The 25841-nt window shown below is 41.3% G+C and carries 16 protein-coding genes; 1 reads left to right on the forward strand and 15 read right to left on the reverse strand.

The window, feature by feature from the left end:
* Positions 1–42 precede the first annotated feature (42 nt).
* The 6 genes from B4A24_RS00885 to B4A24_RS00910 all read right to left on the reverse strand — a co-directional run bounded on the left by B4A24_RS00885 (position 43) and on the right by B4A24_RS00910 (position 7738).
* Positions 43–1197 carry a glycoside hydrolase family 88 protein gene (locus tag B4A24_RS00885; protein ID WP_293941428.1) on the reverse strand — a complete coding sequence of 385 codons (1155 nt, stop codon included), beginning with the start codon at positions 1195–1197 and terminating at the stop codon, positions 43–45.
* Positions 1198–1312: 115 nt separating this feature from the next.
* Positions 1313–2908, reverse strand: coding sequence for an arylsulfatase (locus B4A24_RS00890; RefSeq protein ID WP_286862093.1), 1596 nt, complete (start codon positions 2906–2908; stop codon positions 1313–1315).
* A gap of 1 nt (position 2909) precedes the next feature.
* Positions 2910–3689, reverse strand: coding sequence for a rhamnogalacturonan acetylesterase (locus B4A24_RS00895; protein WP_293941433.1), 780 nt, complete (start codon positions 3687–3689; stop codon positions 2910–2912).
* A gap of 8 nt (positions 3690–3697) precedes the next feature.
* Positions 3698–4468, reverse strand: coding sequence for a rhamnogalacturonan acetylesterase (locus B4A24_RS00900; RefSeq protein WP_293941436.1), 771 nt, complete (start codon positions 4466–4468; stop codon positions 3698–3700).
* 61 nt (positions 4469–4529) lie between these two features.
* Positions 4530–6377 (reverse strand): rhamnogalacturonan lyase, encoded by a 1848-nt coding sequence (locus tag B4A24_RS00905; RefSeq protein ID WP_293941439.1) that lies wholly within the window; start codon positions 6375–6377, stop codon positions 4530–4532.
* 38 nt (positions 6378–6415) lie between these two features.
* The gene (locus B4A24_RS00910) at positions 6416–7738 is read right to left on the reverse strand and encodes a rhamnogalacturonidase (RefSeq protein ID WP_293941442.1); all 1323 of its coding nucleotides are present in this window, start codon (positions 7736–7738) and stop codon (positions 6416–6418) included.
* A gap of 626 nt (positions 7739–8364) precedes the next feature.
* On the opposite strand from B4A24_RS00910, the gene B4A24_RS00915 reads away from it, so the two are divergent.
* Positions 8365–9735, forward strand: a complete 1371-nt coding sequence (locus tag B4A24_RS00915; RefSeq protein ID WP_293941445.1) for a glycoside hydrolase family 28 protein — start codon at positions 8365–8367, stop codon at positions 9733–9735.
* A 191-nt stretch (positions 9736–9926) separates the two neighbouring features.
* Here B4A24_RS00915 and B4A24_RS00920 read toward each other — a convergent pair whose 3' ends face one another.
* From B4A24_RS00920 to B4A24_RS00960, 9 genes are all read right to left on the reverse strand, one after another.
* Positions 9927–12788, reverse strand: coding sequence for a glycoside hydrolase family 2 protein (locus B4A24_RS00920; protein ID WP_293941448.1), 2862 nt, complete (start codon positions 12786–12788; stop codon positions 9927–9929).
* 98 nt (positions 12789–12886) lie between these two features.
* Positions 12887–13429 carry a hypothetical protein gene (locus B4A24_RS00925; protein WP_293941451.1) on the reverse strand — a complete coding sequence of 181 codons (543 nt, stop codon included), beginning with the start codon at positions 13427–13429 and terminating at the stop codon, positions 12887–12889.
* Between the two features lies 1 nt (position 13430).
* Complete coding sequence (locus B4A24_RS00930; RefSeq protein WP_293941454.1) at positions 13431–15881, reverse strand: zinc-dependent metalloprotease; 2451 nt, start codon at positions 15879–15881, stop codon at positions 13431–13433.
* Positions 15882–15901: 20 nt separating this feature from the next.
* Positions 15902–17326: a RagB/SusD family nutrient uptake outer membrane protein gene (locus B4A24_RS00935; RefSeq protein ID WP_293941457.1), complete on the reverse strand. Its 1425-nt coding sequence runs from the start codon at positions 17324–17326 to the stop codon at positions 15902–15904.
* A 12-nt stretch (positions 17327–17338) separates the two neighbouring features.
* Positions 17339–20944 carry a SusC/RagA family TonB-linked outer membrane protein gene (locus B4A24_RS00940; protein WP_293941460.1) on the reverse strand — a complete coding sequence of 1202 codons (3606 nt, stop codon included), beginning with the start codon at positions 20942–20944 and terminating at the stop codon, positions 17339–17341.
* 31 nt (positions 20945–20975) lie between these two features.
* The gene (locus tag B4A24_RS00945) at positions 20976–22121 is read right to left on the reverse strand and encodes a FecR family protein (protein WP_293941463.1); all 1146 of its coding nucleotides are present in this window, start codon (positions 22119–22121) and stop codon (positions 20976–20978) included.
* Between the two features lie 56 nt (positions 22122–22177).
* On the reverse strand, positions 22178–22762 hold the full coding sequence (locus B4A24_RS00950; RefSeq protein WP_293941466.1) for an RNA polymerase sigma factor: 585 nt from the start codon (positions 22760–22762) through the stop codon (positions 22178–22180).
* 473 nt (positions 22763–23235) lie between these two features.
* Positions 23236–24660, reverse strand: coding sequence for a sialate O-acetylesterase (locus B4A24_RS00955; protein ID WP_293941468.1), 1425 nt, complete (start codon positions 24658–24660; stop codon positions 23236–23238).
* A gap of 225 nt (positions 24661–24885) precedes the next feature.
* A complete protein-coding gene (locus tag B4A24_RS00960; protein WP_293941471.1) occupies positions 24886–25827 on the reverse strand; it encodes a glycoside hydrolase family 43 protein in 942 nt (313 codons plus the stop codon).
* Between the last annotated feature and the right edge of the window lie 14 nt (positions 25828–25841).

Below are 25841 nucleotides of genomic sequence, written 5' to 3' on the forward strand. Positions count from 1 at the left end.
AATTAAGTTATTGGCTACACACTGAATGAATAATGAGACAACTTATTTCGACAACATTTTATAAACCTCTGTACCTCCCAATAAAAAACAACCCAAACCGTAATCTTCAAAATCCGGTTGACTGGAAAAACTGACAGGTTGACCATCTTTAGGTTCTTTTCCCGTTCCTTGTAAATAGCCTAAGAAGCCTGAAGGGTGTACCGCTTCTGCTGTCATTGCTTTCCACGCTTTTTCTACAACAGGTCGATATATTTTAGCATCCAGGAGACCATTATTGATACCCCAGGCCATACCATAAACAAATAATGCCGTTCCTGAAGTTTCACGCCCGCCAAAATTAGTGGGATCATGCAGGCTGACATTCCAGAATCCATCCGGTCTTTGAATAGGAACAAGCGCTTCCATCAAGGCTTTATAATCCGCCATATACTCCGCACGATGTACTTCGTTTTCTGGGATTAACGAAAGTACCCTGACCAAAGCCGCCACGACCCATCCATTACCACGTGACCAATAGCAATCTTCACCGTTTGGTTCTTTATAAGGAAGAACAAAATCCTTATCGCGCCACCAAAGTTTGTCGGCCTTGTTATACAGGCCACCACCTTCTTGCGTTTTTGAATGATGATACATTTTATACATGTAATCAAAGTAAGTTTGATCCTTGGTCATTACACCCAATTTGGCATAAATTGGCATGGCCATTTGTATCGCGTCAATCCAGGTCCAATCGTCTACTTTGCCAGATTTGATAATGTAATCTATATTCGCTTTAATCTGCTGGATACGCTCAGGTTTCTGTTCAATCTCATAGAGGTCAAGATAAGTTTGCCCACAGGCTTGGTCATCGGCATTTCGAGTTTCTACACCATTGCGCATACCCCATTCATGTTTATTTCCCCAATCCACCGCGTAATTGTAGTAGTCATTGTTTTTATCAATCTGATACAGTGCCATGAGACCTTCGTAATAAACGGCTCTGGTCCAGATATTACTTGGCCGCCAACGGTTGGTATAGATGGGTTTGCCCGTGTCTGTCCATTTATTCATGAAATAGCGATTGGTCAGTTGCAAGGATTGAAGTACATCCCCAGCGGTGATTTCCTTCTTCTGTTCGACTACTTTTTTTGTCGATGAACAGGCCGAAAGGAAAAACGCAATCAGTAAAGTTGCTGTATACGTATTAAATATTTTCATGTTTTTCTTGCTATAATTATTCATAACGGGAGTTCCCTTTTTTTTCTGAAAGTGTCTGATCTTATTGGCCAGAAAGAACCTTCTTTCGCTTTCATTGCTGTTGGTGTCTGTGAAGTCATGAAGGTTTTTGAGCGAGCTGCTCGTAGGGTATCACACCGACCCTTTTTGCCCAATTTTCATAGATCTGAACCATTTCGTGGTATATTTTCGGAAAAGTAGCCGATAAGTCTATAGTTTCACTCCTATCTTTTTCGACATCATACAAATACCATTTGTTTTCAGGGTAGGAGGAAACAAGTTTCCACTTTCCTTTGCGCACCCCTTTATTGCCCTCATGTTCAAAACAAATCTCCCTGTCCGCAGACCGCTGTCCTTCCATCCAAATAGGAAGCAGGGACATTCCTTCCATTGGTTTGATCGTGTTACCGGCGTAGTTCTTTGGGTAGTTTGCACCCGACCACTGCGCCAAGGTTGGCATGATATCGATCAAATGGGCCGGCAGATCAAACTGTTTTCCCTGTGGCAGGAACTTTGGCCCATAGGCGATAAAACCAGTTGCATTGCCTCCTTCAAACTCCCAATGCTTGAATTTTTTGAAAGGCGTATTACTGACCGCGGCACCTTCTATTCCATAGGCGGTAAAAGAACGTGGGTGACTGGCCGGAAATTCATTGGCAGCCCTAATATCAGCTGTGAATCCAGTATTGGTTATTGTTTCATTGCTCGCTCCATTATCGGAAAGAAAGATAAAAACAGTGTTTTCCAATTGTCCTTTCGACTGGAGATAATCAACCAATCGCCCTACATTTTGATCCAATTCGTCGACCATCGCCGCGTATACAGCCATCTTTTCATCCCATTTTACTTTTTCTTCCCAGCTGCAATCGTTCCATTTTCGCAATGCGGTATCCATTGGAGACAATTTGGTCGTTGGTGGCAGTAAGCCCAACTGCTGCTGTTTTTCAAAACGCCTTTCACGGACAGCATCCCATCCTTCCATATATTTACCGCGGTACTTTGCGATATCCTGAGGTTTGGCATGTAAAGGCCAATGTGGAGCCTGAAAAGCTAAGTACAGGAAAAAGGGGTTCTCTTTTTTAGTGTCTAGATGCTCGCCAATAAAAGTCATCGCATAATCCGTGTAGGCATCCGAGCTATAATAATCTGCTGGCGGAACAATCGCTTCATTGTCCAAGGCTATCGTCAATTTTTGGTTGGGCCGATAAGGTCGGTTTTCAAAATAGCTGTTTGCCCCATCAATCAGTCCATAATACCGTTGAAATCCACGTTGTAAAGGCCAGTTTTCTTTTTCCTGCCCCACATGCCATTTCCCAGCCATATAGGTTCCGTAGCCTGCGCCTTTTAATAGTTCGGCCAAAGTCACTGAAGTTTTATTTAGAAACCCCTGATAGGCTGGAAAAGGACGCTTATTCATCATATCGCCAACCCCTGCCTGATGTGGATATAAACCTGTCAATAAAGAAGCTCGGGATGGACAGCAACGCGAAGCATTGTAAAAGTTGGTCATCTTAATTCCATCTTTTGCCATTCTATCCAGATTTGGGGTTTGAATTTCAGAGCCAAAACAACCCAAATCGGAATATCCCATATCATCTGCCAAGATCAGAACAATATTTGGCCGTTGCTGCGCATGCAGTGTCAATCGTGTCAACAGAAAAAAGAGACACAGCGTAAATATTGGTTTCATCATACTACATAAATTTCTTTAGCCCGATTTTGGGCTGTGCTTTCAATTGTTCGGAGACTAATTTGGCATTCAGCAAGGCCCCCGTTTTAATCGTGTGAGTCGCATCCTTCGGATCAAAAAATTCCGTTTCTACTTTCTTTTTTCCAAATGTTTCATACTGAGCAATAACGAGTTCCTGTAATGGAATGAAAAATGCCCCAGCCTGTTGCGCAGCCTCCTTAGCCCATAGCGCATAATCTGATCTACGAACCTGATTTCCTTCCCAAGCATTGCGCGGAATTGGCGAACAGATAATTGCTGTCGCCCCTTTATCTTGAATATTTTTCACAAAGCGTCGTAAATAGAAACCATAACTATACACGACTTCATGTTGCTTCAATAACGGATTATACACTTCTTGGTAATCGTCACCATTCCCCTTTATCGTCCCCCTAGCCCGTAACGTATCCACAATGGGACTCGAATCATTATGTCCAAATTGCATGAGAACAAAATCACCTGGCTGTATGCTATCCAGCACTTTCTGCCAAAGTTTTGGGTTGTTATAAAATGTTCGTGTACTCGTTCCGCCCAATGCACGGTTCTTGACGTTGATTTTATCCGATTTAAAATACTGGCCAATAAAACTTCCCCATCCCCACTGTCCGTTTGAACCGTTTCCTTGCCCATTTTTTACCGTGGAATCACCAATAATAAACAAGGTTGGTTTATGCTGTTGTCCCAAAAAGGACATGCTGATTACAGCAAAAAGGACCGCAGCCCATGGCAACAATTTCAATTTCATCTTCTTTATTATTTAATATATTGTACTAGCTGACTTTTAATCCTACGAAATCCTTCGACAACTGATAAAGCATTTTCGCGCGCGCCATCTTTATTCGTATGGGTATGGTCCCCCGGAAAATAGCCGGATTTTACCGCTTCAGGGCCAAGCCGATCATATTTATCTGCAGTAATACTGTTAAGATCCAAAAAAGCGACGTCCTGTTCTTTCGCGATCTCCTTTGCCCACAATCCAAAATCCTTATCTGCCCGCTTCACTTTACCTTGATCATCCCATTGGTTGCGCGGAATCATGGATAACAAGATCGGTGTTACACCCTTTTTCTTTGCTTCAATCACAAAACGACGTAGGTTTTCACCGTAAGTACGTACGGTCTCTTTCTTCCCATTTCCCCAATCCAATACAATAGAGTCCTGACCAATCCCCCGCAGTACGCCGCGATACCCCTGTCTGCTCGTATCAGGCTTACTTCCTTCGTTATGGCCAAACTGAATCAATAAAAAATCACCAGGTTTAAACAATGAGTCAACTTTTGCCCACCTTCCCTCTTTGACGAATGTCCTTGTGCTACGCCCTGCCATCGCATGATTATCTACTCGGACACGTGTAGTATCCAACAGTTCAGGAAGCAATGTTCCCCAGCCCCAATACTCCTTATTACTATTCTTCACAGTCGAATCACCTATAAGATAAATCGTAGGCTTATTTTGTTGTTTTGCGAAGGATATCAAAAGAAAGGCTACCAATACCATTCCTATCCATTTTATTGTATGCTTCATGTGTGCTAACTTATCTATTTCTTTTTAATCTACCCATTTAAATCGTGCACTTCCAACCCTTCTATTTCTTGTGGGCGGACTTGACCAGCTGAATATTCGGTTTAACCGGACGATCCATTCCTACACCAAGGTAATAGCCCGTATGTGGTGGTTGATTATAGCCTACATTCTGCCATGCTACACTCAAGCGATATTGTGGATCATGCATGAGTGTATATACGCGTTGCTCTGTTCGGATCGTCGTTGTATAGATACGGAGATTCTGGTTATCTTCTGAACGCAAGACCAATTCTTCACGCCAGTCGCCAAAGATATCGGCGCTCAGGTTGGGTGTGCTTTTAGTGCCATTGATCGACGATGTTCCTGTAGCTGTAAAGATTCGTTCCGTTTTCCCGCTTTGGTATTTTTCAATATAGTTGCTGTTTAAAAGCTCACGGCTTAAATCAGCATCCCACCAGATCAAAAAATTGGTCGATCTCGGAGCCTGCCCGACGATATTTCCTCTGGTATCATACATCGCTGCAGATCCTAGCCACCACAGGTACGCGCCTCTATGATCGGAATCAATATTTGCAGCAACACCACGAGGGACATCTTTATTGATTGCATTTTTAAAGAGCATTGCTCCCGTTTTGGCGTCCAACAAGGCTACCCCCGTCCCTTTTCGTCCCCCTTTCAGTTCATGAATTCCAAAAATTTCCAGTCCTGGACGATCAGGATCGAGATCGCTCACATGTAAGGCATCGCCATGCCCCAATCCTGTACTATATAAACCTTTACCATTATCATCAATAACCATCGAACCAAAGACAATTTCATCTTTACTGTCTTGGTCTACATCAGCAACCGTGAGATTGTGATACCCCTGACCGGAATAAGGATCTTGACGAACTTTGCTGTCGAATACCCAGCGGCTCACTAATTTTTTATCTTTGAAGTCCCATGCCGCCAAGGCCGTTCGTTCATAATACCCTCGCGTCATCACGACACTCGGATGTATGCCGTCCAGATATGCTACGCAAGCTAGAAATCGATCGCTACGATTGGCATTCGTGTCTCCCCACGAACGCAGATCCCCACGTTCAGGTAGATAATCCACGGTACTTAGCGCCTTACCCGTCAGCCCATCAAATACGGTTAAATATTCAGGTCCTTTCAATATGCGGCCTACAGTTCTTGAACTTGATACGGTATCACGCCAATCGGCTTTTGGATCACCAATAACATGTCCCAGTGCATCTTTAGTACCATCCGCAGTTTTACAAACCAATTCTGCACGGCCATCACTATCGAGGTCATACACCATAAATTGGGTATAATGTGCTCCTTCCCGGATATTTTTACCCAAATTGATTTCCCATAGAAAGGTACCATCCAGTTTATATGCCTGAAAAATAGGTTCTGAAGTGATGCCATTGTGCGCATTATCATGTCCAACACCAGTTTGATGAACAATAAGTTCATACGTCCCATCGCCATCTAAATCGCCTACAGAAACATCCCCTGGCGTATAACCTTTGGGGGTGCGTAACGGAATATTCAAGTATTGCTGTACTTTTTGATCTTTGGATAAAGTAAGTTTAGCAACTTCCTTTTCTTTTCCACCCGCCACAATATCCAAGGTGTAGGTTACATCTTTACTCAGGTCAACATGATCGTCCAAAAAATTGGTACCCTTTGTTAAAGGTGCATTATTCAATTTTTTCTGTATACCATTTCCTTCCTGCCTATAAATAGCAAAGGCCGTGTTAAAATCGTCGGTACCCAGCAAACGCCAACTCAAAAACACGGAGTTATCCGTAGTTTTTACACCAACCATTCCTCGATCCAAAAACTCCATTTTGCGTTGGCCTGAAACGGCAAGAGAACCGATCAGTGCTCCTGTCAAAAGAATAAGTTTTGTTTTCATCATTCAAGGTCTACATCACAGCAATATGCTGGTACATATTATTGCTTTTTATTATTAACCGTTACATTGTTTAGGATAAAATTCTTAATGTACTCCTTGTGAATAACAGGATCTTTACTGGCACGGACATGCATATTTTGAAATGTAAAATCCGACAGTACATATTGCTCCGAATTGAGAACATCAAAAACAATGTCGCAATCCAGATCAATATTACGCAGCACAATATTTCTCGCATAGGACATTTTGATATCTTTCTCGCCCTTCAAATCAAAAAATTGGGTCCAGGGTTTGATAAACAACATACTATTGACATTTCCTTTTACATTTTCAATCAAAATATTTTCATATTCCTGTGGTGTATCCGGGCGCATCTTAAGCTGCAACAGCTTACGCGCTTTATCCAGCGTGTTGTTTCTAAAAATCACATTGTAACTATGAATAGATTCACTTCCGCACGTCAGTGCACTATGACAAAATCCAAAAAAACAATTTTCAATAATGATATTTGAGTTCGGACCATTGTTAGAATCCTTATCGGAATTCGGACCCTTCCCACCTTTTAATGCGATCGCATCATCGTTGACGGACAAGTAGCAATCCTTAATCAATACGTTACGGCAGACATCCAAATCAATCGCATCAGAACTAGGCGCTTTGACAGGTTCCTTTGGTGCTGAAATATGCAAACCGATCAATTTGAGGTTTTCACATTTATAGTAATGGGAGGTCCAAAACGGTGAATTGATCAAGCGAATGCCCGAAATCTGTACATCTTTGCTATTGGACACATAAAGTAAACGCGGGCGCATCTCGTCCATATTTGTACATTTTGGGTTAAACTGCCGTCTAAGCCAAAAAGACCGCCAGTAGCGTAACCCATTCCCATCGAGTGTACCCTTGCCTGAAATTGTAAATCCATCCACCTGATCTGCATTGACGAGTGCCATAAAGTATTTTACTGTTTGCCCCTCCATACGGGTTTCAGCCAATGCAAAATCTGCGATATCATCACTTCCCTTCAGTACAGCACCTTCTTCTAGATACAAATGTGTCTTTGGTTTAAAAAATAATGACCCACTCAAATAGATACCTTTAGGTACAACGACCACTCCCCCACCACTGGCATAGGCTTTATCAATTGCTTGCTGGATTTTGGCCGTTTGCACGATGGTGCTATCTGTCGTTACACCAAAATCCGTGATCAAAAATTTCTTTCCGAGCGTTTCTATGTTGGTCGATTTTATCGTCTCAAACCACTTTGAGATTACTGTTCTATCTGGGAACTTATCCTGCGCCTGCGCACTTGACAAAACCGCAATTGATGTTAGTAACTGTAAAAATCGAAAGAATTTTTTCATAATATTTAGTTTATAAATATGTTTTCCCTAGCCCAACAATTAAAATTCATGTATTGGAAGGCTTTTAAAGATTGATTAGCGCATTAAAATATGCTTAATGAGTAGCTAATCTAAAAGTATCAACATTTTTAAGAAGAGCTGTCCTGTAGTATCCTGAACAAACCAGATACACAGTCAGCAAGCACTCATTTTTCCTGACAGTGAGCCTAATAGCAAGGATTCAAAGCTTTTCGTAATATATTTGTTATAGAATCCCTATCACCAACTCCCTACTAACTTATCATCAACTCCTGACTGAAACCACCTTGAGTCCATAGTGAGTCCACGTTGAGTCCACCTTTTAATTGTTGAGATACCATGTTGACGTCGTTTTAACAACTCGCTTGCAGTCAGGAGTTGGTAGGAATTTGTCCATAACTTATCCGCAAGAAAGCGTCTCCAACATGAAATCAGTGCCCTTTCAAAATACTTTGTATATGTACCTCCCTATTTTTATGCAGCACACCACCTTGTACTGTCCTGCTTTGCAAAATTAGGTTCTCCTATGATTGTTCTTTATTTTTAACAATTATTGTTTTGGAGCAATTAGCGCTAGTACCTCCTTCAGAATACATTACGGATCAATTATGACATTTAAATCAATCTTTACAATCATTTTATTATCAATATCCTTCGTTGGCTTAAGCTTTGCACAAACAGGCAAGCTCGCACAGGAAGAGATCAACATTCAGGCTCCTTTTGAAATCCCAACGTTTAAGGTTCCCAATTTCGAGCATTGTAAAAACTACGATATCCGCGATTTTGGTGCACGCCAAGGCGATAAGGAAAGTACGTCCACTGCAATAGCTCAAACAATTGATCTGGCGACAAGAGCTGGAGGGAATGTCATTATTCCCCCAGGCGAGTGGCTCACCAAGGCCATACACTTAAAAAGTAACGTCAACTTACATGTCAGTGAGGGAGCAACACTACTGTTTTCTGGAGATCCAAAGGACTATTTACCTGCCGTTCACAGTAGTTGGGAAGGATTGGAGTGTTATAACTATTCTCCATTGATCTATGCTTATGAAGCAAGCAATGTTGCCATTACCGGCAAGGGAACCATAAAAGCGGATCTTACTGTTTGGGAGAAATGGTTTCCAAGACCGAAACCACATATGGAGAGTATCAAAAATCTCTATAATTGGGCGCAAGAAGGGATACCTGTCGAACAACGCCTTATGGTCAATGATACATCCAACCTTAGACCGCAATTTATTCAATTCAACCGTTGCCAACAGGTTCGGGTAGAGGATATCAAAATCCGAAACAGTCCTTTTTGGACCTTACACCTCTACTTAACGAAAGATGTCCTTGTACGTGGGATCGACATCTATGCCCATGGTCATAACAATGATGGGATCGACCCAGAAATGAGTCAGAATGTATTGATTGAGAATTGTATTTTTGACCAAGGTGATGATGCTATTGCATTGAAATCGGGCCGGAATCCGGAAGGCTGGCGATTAAAAACACCAACAAAAAATGTCGTCATCCGCAATTGTGAAATCCGTGACGGTCACCAACTACTTGCCGTCGGGAGTGAGCTATCGGGTGGCATCGAAAACATCTATGTAAATAATTGTACAGTATTGCCTAATGAGAAACTCATGCATTTACTGTTCATCAAAACCAATGAACGTATGGGCGGCTATGTCAAAAACATTTATTTTTCAAATATCAAAGCCCAAAATGTAAAAGAGGGAATCCTAGGGATAGATACAGATGTGCTCTATCAATGGCGCAACCTGGTTCCAACCAAAGTAAAAAAACTAACGCCAATATCGAATATCTATCTTTCGAACATCCAAGCGGAGGTGGGTCAATTTATTTCAAAAATCAACGGCAATTCGGAACTTTCCATTCAGACGGTTCAATTGAAGAATGTACGACTCAAAAAAATAACCTCAACTGCAGTCCAAAATCAATATGTTAAGGATTTCTCCTACAAAGAATAACAGGCCATACTGAATTGGTTTCCAATCTCTCCTCATTAAAGAGATTCGCACCATGAAATCATTCAATAAACCTGATACAATAAATCTTCATACATAAAAAAGGGGGTTTTTTTTTAAAAAAAAAAGCCTTTTTTTTTTTTTNNGCTTTTCTATTAAATAGAAAAGCCCTTTTTTATGTATGAACCAGTACATTAATCAGTCAATACATTTACTTTAGGCATCACGAATTGGGTATTTTCTTTTTCTCCCTTCGGTGTACCAAAGTAAAAATAGAGTGTCCGGTCTATTTTTTTATCCATTTGATTCGGCTCTCCTGCAGGTCCATTCACTGCTGCATTACCATTGATCCCTAGGGCCAACTTTGTTCCAATAGGCGGAATAGCGTCCAAAAAGGAAATATCTCCAGTAGGCAATTGCGGATATCCTTTGGGACCTGAAATTCCATAAAATTCGAACAGCCGAAGAAATAGATCATCTTGATCTGTTGCGACCAAAAACTTTCCTTGCACGGTATTGAATTGTACCCAACTGACATCCGAAAAGTAGCCTTTAAATTCAGGAAATGTCCATGGCCCAATACCAGCCTTTCCATCGTTGTACATTTTTTCCCATGTATTTAGCGTAACTCCTTGCAACCTATTCTTCCATACGCGGTAAGGACCATTTCCCAACCATTTGGCTCCGATAATATAGTTTTCAGGAAAGTTGAAGCTTACTCCCGCATAAGGTACTGCTTTTTTCATGTTGTAGGCATAATCGAGTTTCAACCAACCATCCGGACGCATCGTCCAACGGATAAAGCTTAGATTACCATCAAACATAAACTCGACCACCTCATTTTTCCCTTCTCGCCAACGTTTAGCGCTCTTTAGCTCTGACTGACCATCGATCAGCACCGGACCGTTATTGAAAGCCAATTTCATGCTATAATCATTGGCCAGATCAACCAATAATCCTGTTTTTTTAGAAACAAAAGCGGTTATTCCATTTGCCTTAAGGATGTAATTCACACTGTCTTCTTTCGCTTCAACATCCGCAGAAGATTTCAAAGGTAGGATTTCAGTAGTCAATGTTTGATTGGATTTTACCCGCCATGTCCAGGTATAAATTTCCGCACCCTGTGGATCAGTAGCTGTCAATACCAGCGCATCATACTGCTTCCAGTCACCAGGCAGATTCAATTGCAAAGCCCCCTTTTGCGTAGGAGCCACTACAGGACTGTTTACTTTTAGGTTTAGCACCGAATCCATGCCAGATTCATCCGCATAGGGCTGTTGATAAGTAATCAGTTTACCCTCAAATTGACACGCTTTTAGATCGGTAAAGTGGAAACGATTTTCTACTGGAATAGTTCCATTGAAATCAGCAGGTAATTTCTTCATCGTAATATGCACAGGTGCATAGATCTCCCGAATGGCATAGAAACTTCCTTCTTTTTCACGATGTGGTCCAAGGATTCCGTCCGGGGCATTTACCCGGTTGACATCAATCACATTATTGAAATCTGTCCGTACGATACCCTCATCTGCAAAGTCCCAGATAAATCCGCCTGCACCTAATTTGGCATTCCAGTGCAACTCCCATATATCCGCCAATCCTGCAGCAGCACCACCGTCATCCTGTGCATGGAGAAATTCGGTCGGCATGTATATATTAGGACCTTCCAGAATTTTTTTGGTCGAATAAAAGTCTTCATAATGGTTGCAGTCGATTCCATTGATTGCATTCCCCGGTCTATGGTGTGCATGGATCACTGTTCGTGCGGAGAGATCATATTTTTTGTACTCGTCTATGAGTTCTTTATTGTGCCCACCTTCATTACCGTTGCTCCAAAGTATGATAGAAGGGTGATTGGCATCGCGGATAACCATTTCTTGCACCAGCTTTTTACCTACAACGGTACTGTATGCCTTTTGCCACCCGGCCAATTCATCCAACACATATAAGCCCAGTGAATCGCAATAAGCTAAAAATGACCGATCTGGCGGATAATGCGAACAGCGCACCGCATTCATATTCATTTCCTTGATCAATTTAACATCATTCAGATCCAATTGGGCGTTCACCGAACGTCCGGTTTCGGGCCACCATACATGACGATTGACACCTTTCATTTTCACTTTCACCCCATTGACATAGATGCCATCCCCCTCGCGCACTTCTATCGTCCTGAAACCAAAACGATCCTGGTATTGATATTCTTTATTCTTGCCATTCCATAGCGTGTAAGTGACCTGATATAGGTTTGGTGTCTCCGCTGTCCATAACAGCGGTTTTTCTACTTTCATCTCAACCAATTTCACTGAATCCTTAGCAGTAATCGGAAATTTCTGAGCTGCGATCAGATTACCTTTCAAATCTTTGATCTCTACCGATAGATTATTGGCCTTAGACCAACTTTCCAAATACACGTTGCTTCGAAAAGTTCCGTCTGCTTTTGCATCAATAGCTGTCCAGCTGATATGTTCCTGTGGCGTCGCCTCAAGGTACACCGGTCTATAAATACCGCCTAAAATCCAATAATCCGCCAGACGCTCCGCATTGTTAACGGATTTATCGGAAGACATCTTCGATACAGTGGCTTCTAATATGTTAGCCTTGCCAAAGGTGATCTTGTCGGTAACATCGTACTTAAACCGATAGAAAGCACCTTGGTGGATATCTCCGGCCAGCTGACCGTTGATCTTGACTTCAGTATCCGTCATCGACCCCTCAAAAACCAAGCTTATTTTCTTCCCTTTCCAATGCTTTGGAACAGTAAACTGATGCCGATACAGACCTTTCTCATCGTGAAATACAAAATTCTTTCCATAGGTCACATAATCCCGACCATAATTGTAAGCCCCAAATCCCTGCTGTTCCCAATGACTCGGCACCGCAATCTTATCCCATTTCCCTGCTTTACGTCCACCTGTGACCCAGAAGTCCCAATTGACCGTGTGAATATTGTCTGTTCCCGAAAGATAATGTATTTCTTTCTGCGTCTGTGCTGAGGCCATTAGGACGGTCGTAACACACAGCAATGTAAGGAAGGCTATTCGAATTTTAAGCATAGGTTTATTCATTGAGTTTGCAAGCTCCTAAAATAAAAAGTTCAGGACACTTTAGTGTCCTGAACTTACCTGAATTGTTGTAATTTCTTTGAAGATCCTTAATGACAGGCTACGGGCTTGGGATAATCTTCTGTCGTCATGCCCTTAACCAATTGTCCACAATTACGCATGGAAGCTGCGTAAGGATTTTCAATCTCCTTGTCGTAACTTAACCAATAACCTTTTTCCATCGGACAATATTGTAAGTAGATGGCTTCATCTGTACATTTCATCGTTTCCATTATGGTAAATAGGGATTGCGTAATTGCAGAGAAGGAAACAGTCATTGCCTTCATATCCTGCGCAGATTTCAAGCCGGCAGCATCTGCCTTCATGGTCTGACTGACCTTCTTGAGGCGTATCATATCGTCAAGCTGCAGACCTTTTAACCGAAAGCTCTGTACTTCTTTTTCTAACTGAACTACATGCTCCTTACCACCGGCAAAATTCTCATTTGTAATATCCTTTTTAACTTCCATGTAGGCCTTAAATAATCTGTCGCGCTGTGCTTGTGCATTATCCTGCCCTTGGCTTAATTGGCAAGAAACCAGCATGAAGCCGATCACACATGCCACATATATTTTTTTAAATCTACTTTTCATTTTAATCTTTGTTTATTTGATTTTGAATACGTTTAATTTCTTGCAGCATAAAATTCAGATGCTGTTTATTGAGTTGACCTGTTTGCTTGGCATTAAGCAGATTGATCTGCTCAATCAAACTAGGCAAATAATTTCTGACATAGAGTTGCACGTCACTGCGCTGCGCCTGCGTAATGATATCCGACCCTGGTCCGATTTTCGGATTGACAACTTGATTTACCCGCTCCAGAAAATAGCGTTGCTGGCCACGTTTGAAGGCATCAATACGAAGATCCCCGCCGGGCAATGTCCATACTCCATGACCAACGTCTTCCAAATATTCATTCAAGGTGTAAGGATCTTCATTGCTTAGAGACTTGACATAAACATTATAAAGCAAACCGGGACTCATCAGCATGTTGAGCATCTGCTCTTGTTGATCATTGATTTCTTTATTGGCGTCTATTCCAATAAGGGACTGTATATTGTCAGGATACAACCACAAGGGCGGCACAAATACATTATCATTTACATAGTGTACTGCTGCTTTTACCTTTTCTTTGGGAACAGCTGCGTAGACGGCTCCTTTTTGACCCCGGACTTTATTCGTAATCTCTTGACTTCCGATATTTTTTAGCACATGATATAAATAGCGATTAAATTGCCCGCGGACAGCTTTATGCATATCTTTTAGGTTGCTATAATCATCGTCAGGCTCATGAGTCCAATCTACCAAATGAGTAACTACTCTTTTCAGATTTTTGATACCATAGGTACTCGCCAACATAGAATCGTCGCCCAGATCTTCCTTCTGACTACGGGGATCTTCATTGTTTCCTTCCCCACCGAACCATAGCTTTGGGTTGACCATCAGACTATCTGTCACCTGTTTTGTAAGATAACCACGCTCTTCTTCACCACTCGCAAACTGTGGAAGATATTGATACCCCCATTGAATAGCCCATTTATCGTACATGCCTACGCGTGGGTATATTCCGGCAAGCGCAACGTTGTCTTCTGGCTGGGCGACATAATTGAATCTGGCATAATCCATGATCGAAACGGTATGTCCATGTTTTTCAACCCATTTCTTATCGCGCAACTTCTCCACCGGCGTTTGGCTGCTCGCCCCCATATTATGCCGTAGCCCCAAGCTATGTCCCACTTCGTGTGAGGAAACAAAGCGAATTAACTGCCCCATCACTTCGTCATCCAGCTGGATTTTTTGAGCAGCTTTGTTTAATGGTCCCACTTGTACCATAAACCACTGCTGGACGAGCTTCATGACATTATGATACCAACCGACATGCGCTTCAATAATCTCACCGCTTCTAGGGTCTGAGATCCGCGGCCCATAAGCATTTGCTTTTTCAGAAGCGAAGTAACGGATAACGGAAAAACGCGCATCTTCAAGGCTCATGGTCGTATCCTGCTCGGGCCACTCTTTGCCTACGATCGCATTTTTAAATCCCGCCTGTTCAAATGCCTTGTTCCAGTCATTGATCCCCGCAATCAAATAGGGACGCCATTTTTTAGGTGTTGCCGGATCAATATAATACACGATCTGCTTTTGGGGCTCAACCAGCTCACCTTTTAAATAACGTGATACGTCTTTCGCTTTGGGTTCAAGGCGATAGCGCTGTATAAAATTTAATGCTTTAGAACGTTGATCTTTATCTGTGAATAGGATATACTTGTTCGCAAAATACCCTACACGTTCGTCGAAAATCCGTTTTTTCATCGGCTCCTTTGGAAGCAGTACCATGGAGGTATTGGTTGTAAAAGTCATTGCCCCAGTCAAGCTTGCCGCTGGTGTGCCAGATGTCGACGAATAGGTTTTTGTTGTTTTTACTTCCAAATTGATGGGAAAGACCTTCATGTCTGTAATGAAAGATCGGTCATCCGCCAATGAGGACAGCTTATTTTCGCTTTTTATCTTACTATCAAATGAAATTGCGGCATTGTCTTTCCGAAAAAGATCTGTCACATCAATAAGATAGCCGTTGCTTGCCGCATTAAGTCCTTTGATATCTAAAATCGCGATGATTGGATCTTCCTGAGACTGCACTAAAGCGGTCCGTATGGCATCGTTTTCTGGGGCATCTTGTTTATAAATTGTTGCCCGCAACTGTATACGGTCCCCCAAGCCTTTTTCAAAATAAAGTGTTTGCTCATTTAGCTTTTCACCACCATACATGGAGAAGCCCTGTGGGGCTGAAACCAAACGTGTTACCGTCAGAAAATAACGGTTCAACAAGCTGTCCGGTATTTCCAAATACCATTTCTTTTCCGACTCTACGACGTTAAAAACCCCAGACCGGGCATTTTTTTTCTTATTTAAAATCTTGCTGTAAGCTTCATTCAGGTCATTTTTTGATTTTACGGTGTCTGTCTTGCTCAGGCTCTGTTGGGCTTGAACCATACCGCCAGACAAAAGCAAGGCAAGGGTACTATAGATAATTTTGTTTTTCATGTGTAATGTAATAGCATATATTAAAACGGTACAGTTTCATCAGTGTTCAACCGTAAGTTTGGGTTTAACTTCATGGCATCCAATGGAAATGGAATAATATACATTCGTGAATTTGGGGCCAATGTATAGGTCTTTTGCTCCACCGTCTTATTGACAATCGGGAACACACGAACAAGCGTTTTGGCATAATCAGGTTCAAGATTCAAGCGTTTCAAATCAAAAAAACGATGGTAACCGATTGGCAATTCCCGACGGCGTTCGTTTATCACTAGATTCATCGCTTCTTTTCGGGTCGTTGGAACCACCAGTATTGCTTTATCGCCTTCGATCCGGGTTTTACGTAAGGTATTCAACATGTTAATAGCCTTGGCAAATTGATCCTGACGGGCATAACATTCGGCCAACATCAGATAAATCTCCGGTGTTTTCAGTCCCACTGTGGGGAAGAAAAAAGCAGTGTATTTCACGTTGTAGTAACTTGCTCCAGCGCCAATATCCAGAAAACTGGCATTTGAGGTCGTATAAAATAGACTAAAGCGTTTGTCTTCCTTGTCAAACATACTTGTCAATTCTGGGCTTAAGATATAGCTATAACCAAAATTCATCTCCGTATAGCCATTCACATACATATAGCTTAATACTTCCGGGTTATTTTCAGCGATTATAGGCGTCTTGCTCGGCCCCCCTAACTTTTCATACTGAACAAGATCAATTAGCTGTCCATTAAGCTGCAAGGCTTTTTCTGCAGCAGCTTGCGCTTCAACAACTTCTCTTTTGAAAAGATGCACCTTCGCCTTCAATGCATAAGCAAAGGCCAGTGACGGATGATAGGGATTCGTAGGTTTCTCCTGCAAATAGGGCAAAGCATCCTCAATATCCTTTTGGATAAAATCGTATACCTGCTGTACCGTTGATTTTGCCGGCTTAGCTTCAAGGTCATATTTATCCATAATGCAGACACCGCCATCCTGAGAAGCGGTCTTCGCGTCATAGGCTTTTGCGTAGACATTAATCAAATGGAAATAATCAAAGGCCCGAAACATCTTGGCCTCAGCCTTGGCCAGGGTCTTTAATTGACTATCTCCTGTGCTTTCATCAACCAAAGAAATAATCATATTCCACTGTGCAATATATTTATAACATTGATTGTAAAAGCTAGATGCGGTGATGCGGCTTACCCGATCCTCTTGTTCTTGGAACAAAAAGTTAATGGTATTCATATTAGGCGTCAAACCGATTACATTGGATTCCTTCATATACTGGTCATCGACCAAATATTGAAAGTTATTAATCGGATAGCCCCTATTGGGATAAGCGACCAAATCGTAATAATCTTGAGCGGTGCTCACCAATTGTGAGCCTTTTGGTGTTATATCGAGGTATTTGTCGCAGGCGGAAAAGACCACTAGAGTCACAAATGCCGCCGCTAAAGTTTTAAAAGTCATCGTAGATTCAGATTAAAAAGTTAATGAAAGCCCCATGAGGAATGATTTAGCCAGCGGCAAATTACGTGTTCCGCTATTGAGCGAATAGGCTTCTGGATCGATATCATCACCAGCCGCAGTCCAGGTCCACAAATTATTCACCTGCAAGGTTAATTTGACGTTTTGCATCCCCGCTTTCTGCGCTAATTGTTTTGGTAATTGATAACCCACCGCCACATTTCGCAGCTTCATGTAATCTGCAGAAACAATCTGCTTATCGCTGTTCCGCCATAAGGTAGATAGTTTGCTCGCATCGGTACGTAATTTGTCTGGATAATCAACCAGTAATCTTGGATAATCATTATTTGCACCTTCGGCCCATCGATTGACCAAACCCGCGTTTGTCAGCTTATCACTTGCTAAGTCGATCGCATCTTTACGCAGTTTATGTCCGCCCGAAAAAATGAACATCGCAGACAGATCAAATGCTTTATAGCGCAAACGTTGATTGATAGAACCTGTATATTTAGGAAACAAGGTCCCCATATTCACCAGTGCCTCCGGCGAGGTAATTTCTTTGATGCTCGTCGGTGTACCGTTCTCATCAAAGACAACATTTGATTCACCGTTTTGATCCAAGAAATAAGGATAGCCATTCACCATGCCTCCATAGCGAAAAGCCATGATTGAATTATAGCTACTTCCTTCAAAAAAGTAATTACTTGGTGAACCGACATAGGATTGGGCTGTAGAAGTTAAGCCATTCACTTTCTCCACCTTATTCTTATTAAAGGAAAATACCAGCTGTGTACTCGCCGTAAAATCTTTCTTTTTCAACCACACACCATTGATATTAAACTCAATCCCTTTATTGCGTAGTGCACCATTGTTAATCACACGTGAACTGGCCCCCACCGTAGGATCGAGAACAGAATTAATCAATAAATCCGAGCTATATCGATTATAGGCATCGATACTAGCCGAAAGCCGGTTGTCGAAAATCGAAAAATCCATCCCTAAATTGGTTGTTGTTGTTTTTTCCCAGCGTAACATGGGGTTTGGCAGTGACCTTTGTTCCAAATACTGCAAATAGGGGAAAAGTTTATCCGATTTCCACGTTGCAGTTCCATAGCTGGAACTGGCTTGATCCACGTTACCGGTAATACCATATGTCGCCCGCAGTTTGAGTGAATTCAACCAGTCTTCATTTTTCATAAAGCTTTCGTTGCTGACATTCCAGCCCGCTCCGACGGACCATAAAGGGCGATATTTAAACTTTGGATCTACACCAAATAGATCTGCTTGATCTACCCGTATGCTTCCAGTCAAGTTAAATCTATTATTATATGTATAACCTGCGTTAGCATAAAGCGAAGTATATCGATGTAAAGTTTCTGTTTGCGCCCCGCCATTCAAATCAGATAATCGGTTGTTTCCCCCATACACATAACTCGTTATTCCTGTTTTACTTAAGGTTGCCCAATCAATTGTGGTCGAAGTCAATGTTACTGGATTGTACCCTAAAAGCAATTGTTCAATTGAGCGTGGTACATGTGACTGCCGCATCTCGAATCCGGCCAATGCTGTCAGTTGATGTTGACCATATTGTCCAAAGGTATTATCGTAGTTAAACTGATTCCGAAAGGTGTAACTATAGCGTTTGCTCTCAAATTGATAGTAACGTCCTCCAGCAGGTAAATTCTTGGTATAAATACCCGTCGCATCATTGTAACTGACCATCGCATTTGACGCAACGCGCATCATGTAGCTATCTTCATCGTAGAAGCTTTCACGTGCTGCTTGGCCCAGTTCATATGAAAACTGTGTCTGAAAAGAAAGTCCTTTGTAAATATTGGCCCGCAACGATGTAAAAGCACGAAGGCCTAAACTTTTGTTACTTTCAATGCCCTCTCCTAATGCCTCAAGCACATTAAAGGATGTACTTTTTAGATTTCCATTTGCAGCAATTTGTTCCGCCGTTTCGCCGTTAATGGCAGAGCCTGGTCCTACTGAACTGGGCAATTCAACGTACGGCGTATAGACTAAGTTGCCACCCTCATCTTTGATGCGAGCATAACGTGGTTGCAAGAACACATTATTGTAAACGCCGTCGGTTTCTTTATTTACTGTATACGTACCATTCAGTCCCACTGTTGCAGACAACCATTTGGTCAAATTAAAGCCCGACTTCAAATAAAGGTTGAATTTATCATTCTTTTCATTGACCGCCTGTCCCTTACCCTTATCGTAATTAAAAGAAACAAAGGTATTGCTCTTACTGGAGTTTTGGGCGATACTCGCGTTATAACGTTGACGTGTTTCATTCTGCCAAACATTGTCCGTAAACTCCTTGATATAATCGTTGCTCCGCCATGAATTGATCGTTGTCTCGCGTTCTTGCTGACTAATCGCACCAATGGATTCTTTTCGAAATAGGTCATACAGTGGTGAATAATATTTTAGACTGCCACTTCCCAGCTTTCCATAGTAATTAAATAGCGATTCACTGTTCGCATAACGGGATAACTCCTTCTTATATACATCAATTTCATAATCGATTAAATCCGATGTACGCGCATAGTGCATTTTGGAAATATCCGGTTTCTGCGTGATGAATTGGTCCACATTAAAGTTCACGGAAACACCTTGCCCTTTCCCTTTTTTGGTGGTCACGACGATAACCCCATTGGCCGCACGGGCACCGTAAATGGACGCTGCTGTCGCATCCTTCAAAACGGTAACGGACTCAACGTCATAGGGATTAATATCGTTCAAGGTAAACTCCGTCGGCAAATCATCGACAACAATGAGTGGATTGGTGGTCACCTGACTGGAATAGGTGCCAATGCCCCGAAGTACGGGGCTGTCTGCACCGGAGCGCGTTGGATTTTTGATATAGGTCAATCCAGCTACCTGACCTTCTAACGCGGAAGTCAAATCGGTATTAATCTGTTTGTTCAATTGATCATTGCTGATACCGGTATAAGCTCCAGGACTACGTTCTTTGCTGATGCGTTGATATCCCGTTATCATAATTTCGTTGAGCATCGACTCCTTTGCACTCAACATCACACGGACGGGCCGAGCAATTTGTTCCGGACTGAAGTGCATGACCTTTTCATTAAAAGAAACATGCCTAAAAGACAATTGGATGTCTGAGCTAGCAACGTTCAATTCAAAATCACCATCTCCGGAACTCATCGTCTGGCTATCATCCTGTAAATTATGAATAGACACGCCGGGAATAGTATTACCCAAACTGTCTATTACTTTTCCGCGTAAAAGCTGACTAATGGTTGACACAGCTTTACGATAGAGAATAATCCGTTTGTTTTCCAAACGATAGCCGAAGGGCTGATCCTTAAACAAAATGGATAAAGCATCTTCGACGCTCGATAGTTTCAGATTAACACTGATCGGGTGCGCCGATTTGAGCAGATTGCCGTCAAATACAAATTCATAGCCGTAGTGATCCGATAAACTTGTAATCACTTCTTTGACATCGGCATTTTTAAAATTCAATTGTACCTGTTGCGCATGTAATTCATAGGGGTCAATCATGCTCATCAAGGCAATTCCAGCAACCAAACTCAGGTATTTCCGCAAAAATACCGGTTGCTTTTCGGTTAGGTGTGACATGGTAGAGTAAGGTAAATGTACTATTTAGTTGTTATTTTTTATGAGTAGTTTTTAATGTGATTTTTTTATTGTTCAATTGAAAATTCAGACCACTTGCTTCATTCAATAGATTCAACATTTCCTGTAATGGAATATTTTTTCGGACCTTCATATAGATCGATTGATCAGTAGGTAGCGTGATGGTATCGATATCTACGCCATACCACCTGGACATATCTGACAAGATAAGGCGAAGTGACTGATCCCGGTAATCAAAGTATCCAATCGTCCAAGCAACAGCTTGCTTAGGAGCCAAATTTTCGATATGTATTCCTTTCTGATCGGTTACAGCTGTTTCGCCGGGACGGAGGACAATTCTTTCGGAGGTCCCCGATTTACTTAAGGCTATCCGTCCAGACATGAGAGATGTGGTAACTCGCCCATCACTCGCATAATTTCGCACGTTAAATACAGTCCCCAATACTTCGATTTTTGCAGCACCAGCATTTACTTTAAATGGTCTTCGCGCATCATGGGCGACTTCAAAGTAACCTTCTCCTTCCAAAGAAACTTCTCTTTTAGCGGGGGTAAAGGGGAGCTGAAACCGTAAGGTGGATGCAGCGTTCATGGTAATCTTACTGCCATCTTCCAAAACTAGCCTAAAGTCCGAATTGGGAGTATATATCGTTTGCAAACTTGGATTTTTACCTACTGCGATTACTTTTACAGTTTGACTGTCGATCCGAGAAAATGCAATATCGCCTACTGCCCAAATCGAGTCTGTTTTCGGCAAAATGGCTATTTCTTTACCAGATTTATCTTTAACATATAAAATAGGTTCCGAAGGGGCTATCACATCGGAATGCTTGGTATTTTGTTTCGCATAAAACCATGTGGCCAATCCCGCCACAAACAGAATGGACGCTGCCGCCCACCAGCTCTTTCTATATCTTAAACGGATAGGCTGCTTTTTGGATTCATTCAGTTTATTTTCCAATCGTTGCCTAATGACTGGGATATGCGCAGCAAAAGATTCTTGGACGTGATCTGCCTCAAAATCGTCAATAGCGAAGGAAGTAAGCGCATTCAATTCATCATCACTGGCTTTCTCAAAATATAGAAGCAGCGTATCGAGATCAACACGATTAATACTTCCATTCAAATAGCTCTTGTAAATATTTTCTATTTTTTTTGCCATATCTATAAGTTAATACGCAACTTATTAGCAAAAACACTATCGCTATCGTATTTTTTTTAAAAAAAATAGAACGTAACAAGAATGATTAAAATCTCATCATAGTGATCCTGCACAAATTGGCGAATATGTTGATTGGATTTGACCATGGCATTACTCACAGTAGATACGGAAATATTCAATTTTCTAGCAACTTCTTCGTAACTCTTTTGTTCTATTTTACATAAAACAAAGATTTCTTTCCTGCGCTCACTTAAGGTATTGAGCGCTCTTTCTAATAATGCGGACTGTTGTTCTCGCATATCGCCCTCTTTGTCCATAACGTAGAGCTGCTCGAAATGTTGATATAAATTTTCCTGCAGTGCAGTTTCCTTAGCTAATTTTCTATACCAAGAAATAACATCATTTTTTGCAATCGTAAAAATCCAAGATTTAAAACTTCGAGTGGGGTCAATAGTGGATCTCTTTTGCCAGACTTTTAGGAATACATCTTGTACAATCTCTTCACTGATTTGCCTATCTTTAACCATTCTGAAAACATTGGAAAATAGGGCATGGCTGTAACGCTCGTATAAAGCAAAAAAAGAGTGCTCGTCTCCATGGGAAAGCGAAATCATTAGCTTATTTTCTGCGGTAGCATCCATTGTTAACTTTTCAAAAGGAAAGGTAGTATGCTGTTTAAACACTTAACCAGCGACCAAATTTACAAATTTTCAACTTAATATAAACGCCAATGACTTTCAAACGAATATATTAAATTCATCTTAGGTCATTTTGATTTATTCACACAAGCAGAACAGCACAGGATGACAAATTCATTCCGTATACCTAAACTTGTCGTATTAAATTGGTTATTTCCCAATTTCAATGGTGAATACTTTACATGACACTACGCCAGTTATAGTAAAGAAAAACCCATAAAAAAGCATCATATTTTTTATCATAAATTTAGGATTAATTGGTTATTATAAAGGTTTTCATTCTCCCCGTTTGAAAACCTTTTTTTATAACAACCGTCTATTACTGGATGACAACTATAGTTACAACTTCGTAATTTCAGTAACAACTTGATAACTTCAAAAGTAGCGTACTTCAATAGAAAAAGAACAAAAATACACTACTCTGTTCTAAAAGGCAATGCCGGTAATCCTTCTTTATTAAAAAAATTGGGACGAGCTGTTTCATTCCAGCCAAAGCGAACCTGTTTTGGAGACTTTACCGATACTGCAGATACAATCACTTGATTGCCATCGATCTTCGCTTCAGCGGGTACAAATTTGCCGTCCTGTCCTGCGATCTCAAACCAGGTCAATTGATCCCCTTTACACTGTAATCCGCTGCCAACATGCTTAAAATTCAAAATAATGTGATCTTCTACGATCTTTTTGCTTTTATATTGTGGTCCCGAAAAAACAGTATTTTTCAGGCCATAGTCAAAAGCCATAGGCCACAATGCCAGGCGGCGTCCTACTTCCCATTTATAGGAGGGATGTATATCAGAAAGGTCATCGACTAAATCCGTAACTACAGCCATTCCCGAATGTTTAATGTCCATACATTTTGTCTGGATCTCCCAAAACCAAGGCAATGCGCCTGCATTATGTTTCATTTTATCATTTCTCTTACTATAATAATAAGGTGCAATCTGAACATAGTAGAAAGGCATATTCTTGTCCTTCCAGCTATTACGCCAGGTATCAATTAGCAATTTTTGTTTTGCATAATAACGTGTATCCTCAAACATCAGATTACTTTCACCTTGATACCAGATAAAGCCTTTCATGGCAAAAGGCGCCAATGGACGAATCATCGCTTCGTACATCTCCCCAGCAACAGCATTTTCAATTTTCGTTTCACCATTTTGCGTCTCCTGTTTAAACGTACTTGAGTTTTGATAGGCCTCCAAGGGTGTCCAAGGCTCTATCCTACTGCCACCCCAAGATGAACTAATCAGCCCCACAGGAACATTCAGCTGTTGTTGCAACGTCTTTCCAAAGAAATAACCCGGAGCTGAAAATTGTGCAAGCGAATTCGGACCAGCAATTTCCCATCCATTGGTCTCCACATCCGTCTGTTCCCCCTTCTTTTTCGCAACAAGGAATAAGCGAATTTTTGAATTCTCAGGCTGCCGCAATTCTTCCTCCGCTTGATCAACTCCAACAGCAGGCTTCTTATACCCCTTACGTAATTGCATCGTATACTCCATATTGGACTGCCCCGAACATAACCAGACTTCACCAACCACAACATTTTCCAACAAGAGTGTATTATCCCCCTTCACTTCAATCGTAAATGCATCGAAACTTGCCTTTTGTGCTGTAAAGGTAACTCTCCATGTTCCTTTCTGATCCGCCACTGTTTTTCTTGTTAAACCTTTCAATTTGACTTCAACGCTCTCCTGAGGATCCGCGTGCCCCCATATAACCACTGGTTTATCTTGCTGAAGTACCATATTTGAACCAAAAACATGGGGCAGTTTGACTTTGGCTTGTGTACCCAACACAATACTTGCCAAAAACATGGAAAAGAGAATTTTCTTCATTTGATTTTTATTGGATTTTTTATTCTTAAAGTCGAGAGGAACCTTCAATAAGTAGTTTTGAATCTAGCAAAAACCGTGATGAATGTTCTCTAATATAACTATTTACGTATATATAAGTATCTTCGTAAGTATTGAATTCGTTATCTGAAATTAACCATCTATTTATAGCGCTGCAACCTGTACTGCACTGTTAACAACTATACGGTCAGGATATAACGTATTTAATTATCGGTTTATCTTTAATAGGTTTGCCAAAACCGTTTGATTTATGGTAAAAGCTGTCCCATGACGAATCCCTTTCGGAAAACTGACCTGATCAGAGACATCTTCCCAGTTAATACCGTCCTTGCTTCTCACAGCACCATATTTATGATCACGATATTTGTCGAAATAGACATACATATATTGTCCAACTTGCAATGGAGCTGGTCCCTCGGCCCAATAATCGCCCGTAATCGGCTTAGAAACAGCAATCGGAAAACCTTTGGTTAGAGTCTTCGTTTTAGTAATGCGTATATTTTTTTCAGGGGGGTTAGAATTTTCATTTTTCAAAAACATGACATATTCCTTATTCGGCGATTGTATAATGGCCGCATCAATGACACTAAAATCTGGATCAAAAAAAAGCTTGCTTTTTGAAAACTTATTAAAATCTTTTGTAGTTACGCTGTACATACGGTGATTTAATCCTTTTTCGCTTTCACTGGTCAGTACTTCTTTATGTCTACCAGAGATCGTCGTAGCCCAAATGATATAATATTCTTTCGTTGCTTTGTCGTAAAAAAGTTCTGGAGCCCAGGCATTTTTTGCTTCGGGTTCATTCATCATGACGGGTATTGATTTTTGTACTGTCCAATTCACAAGATCTTTAGAGGAGGAATATCCGATAATTTTATCCCACCAGCCGGTAGTCCATACGAGATGAAAAGTCCCATCAGGGCCTTGGCAAATACTGGGATCACGCATCAATTGATCTTTTCCGACAGTAGGTTTTAGAAAAGGTTTCCCCTGATTCAAGGGCTCCCATTGGAGTCCATCTAAACTATAGGCAAGATGTAATCCATCTGCACCATTCCCTATAAAATAGGAGAAAAGATAAACAGGGGACTGCGCCTTAATATGGCAAGTCAATAGTAAGAACAAAGAGATAAGAAGTTGTTTTTTCATATTTATATCATTAT

This window comes from Sphingobacterium sp. UBA7249 (assembly GCF_002472835.1).
In the GTDB taxonomy this organism is placed as follows: domain Bacteria; phylum Bacteroidota; class Bacteroidia; order Sphingobacteriales; family Sphingobacteriaceae; genus Sphingobacterium; species Sphingobacterium prati.

Coding starts and splice junctions, on each gene's coding strand:
- B4A24_RS00940 (WP_293941460.1), bottom strand. CDS start 20,944: ATGTCACACCTAACCGAAAAGCAACCGGTATTTTTGCGGAAATACCTG.
- B4A24_RS00910 (WP_293941442.1), bottom strand. CDS start 7,738: ATGAAAAAATTCTTTCGATTTTTACAGTTACTAACATCAATTGCGGTT.
- B4A24_RS00900 (WP_293941436.1), bottom strand. CDS start 4,468: ATGAAGCATACAATAAAATGGATAGGAATGGTATTGGTAGCCTTTCTT.
- B4A24_RS00895 (WP_293941433.1), bottom strand. CDS start 3,689: ATGAAATTGAAATTGTTGCCATGGGCTGCGGTCCTTTTTGCTGTAATC.
- B4A24_RS00915 (WP_293941445.1), top strand. CDS start 8,365: ATGACATTTAAATCAATCTTTACAATCATTTTATTATCAATATCCTTC.
- B4A24_RS00935 (WP_293941457.1), bottom strand. CDS start 17,326: ATGACTTTTAAAACTTTAGCGGCGGCATTTGTGACTCTAGTGGTCTTT.
- B4A24_RS00885 (WP_293941428.1), bottom strand. CDS start 1,197: ATGAAAATATTTAATACGTATACAGCAACTTTACTGATTGCGTTTTTC.
- B4A24_RS00920 (WP_293941448.1), bottom strand. CDS start 12,788: ATGCTTAAAATTCGAATAGCCTTCCTTACATTGCTGTGTGTTACGACC.
- B4A24_RS00960 (WP_293941471.1), bottom strand. CDS start 25,827: ATGAAAAAACAACTTCTTATCTCTTTGTTCTTACTATTGACTTGCCAT.
- B4A24_RS00890 (WP_286862093.1), bottom strand. CDS start 2,908: ATGATGAAACCAATATTTACGCTGTGTCTCTTTTTTCTGTTGACACGA.
- B4A24_RS00905 (WP_293941439.1), bottom strand. CDS start 6,377: ATGAAAACAAAACTTATTCTTTTGACAGGAGCACTGATCGGTTCTCTT.
- B4A24_RS00945 (WP_293941463.1), bottom strand. CDS start 22,121: ATGGCAAAAAAAATAGAAAATATTTACAAGAGCTATTTGAATGGAAGT.
- B4A24_RS00950 (WP_293941466.1), bottom strand. CDS start 22,762: ATGGATGCTACCGCAGAAAATAAGCTAATGATTTCGCTTTCCCATGGA.
- B4A24_RS00955 (WP_293941468.1), bottom strand. CDS start 24,660: ATGAAGAAAATTCTCTTTTCCATGTTTTTGGCAAGTATTGTGTTGGGT.
- B4A24_RS00930 (WP_293941454.1), bottom strand. CDS start 15,881: ATGAAAAACAAAATTATCTATAGTACCCTTGCCTTGCTTTTGTCTGGC.
- B4A24_RS00925 (WP_293941451.1), bottom strand. CDS start 13,429: ATGAAAAGTAGATTTAAAAAAATATATGTGGCATGTGTGATCGGCTTC.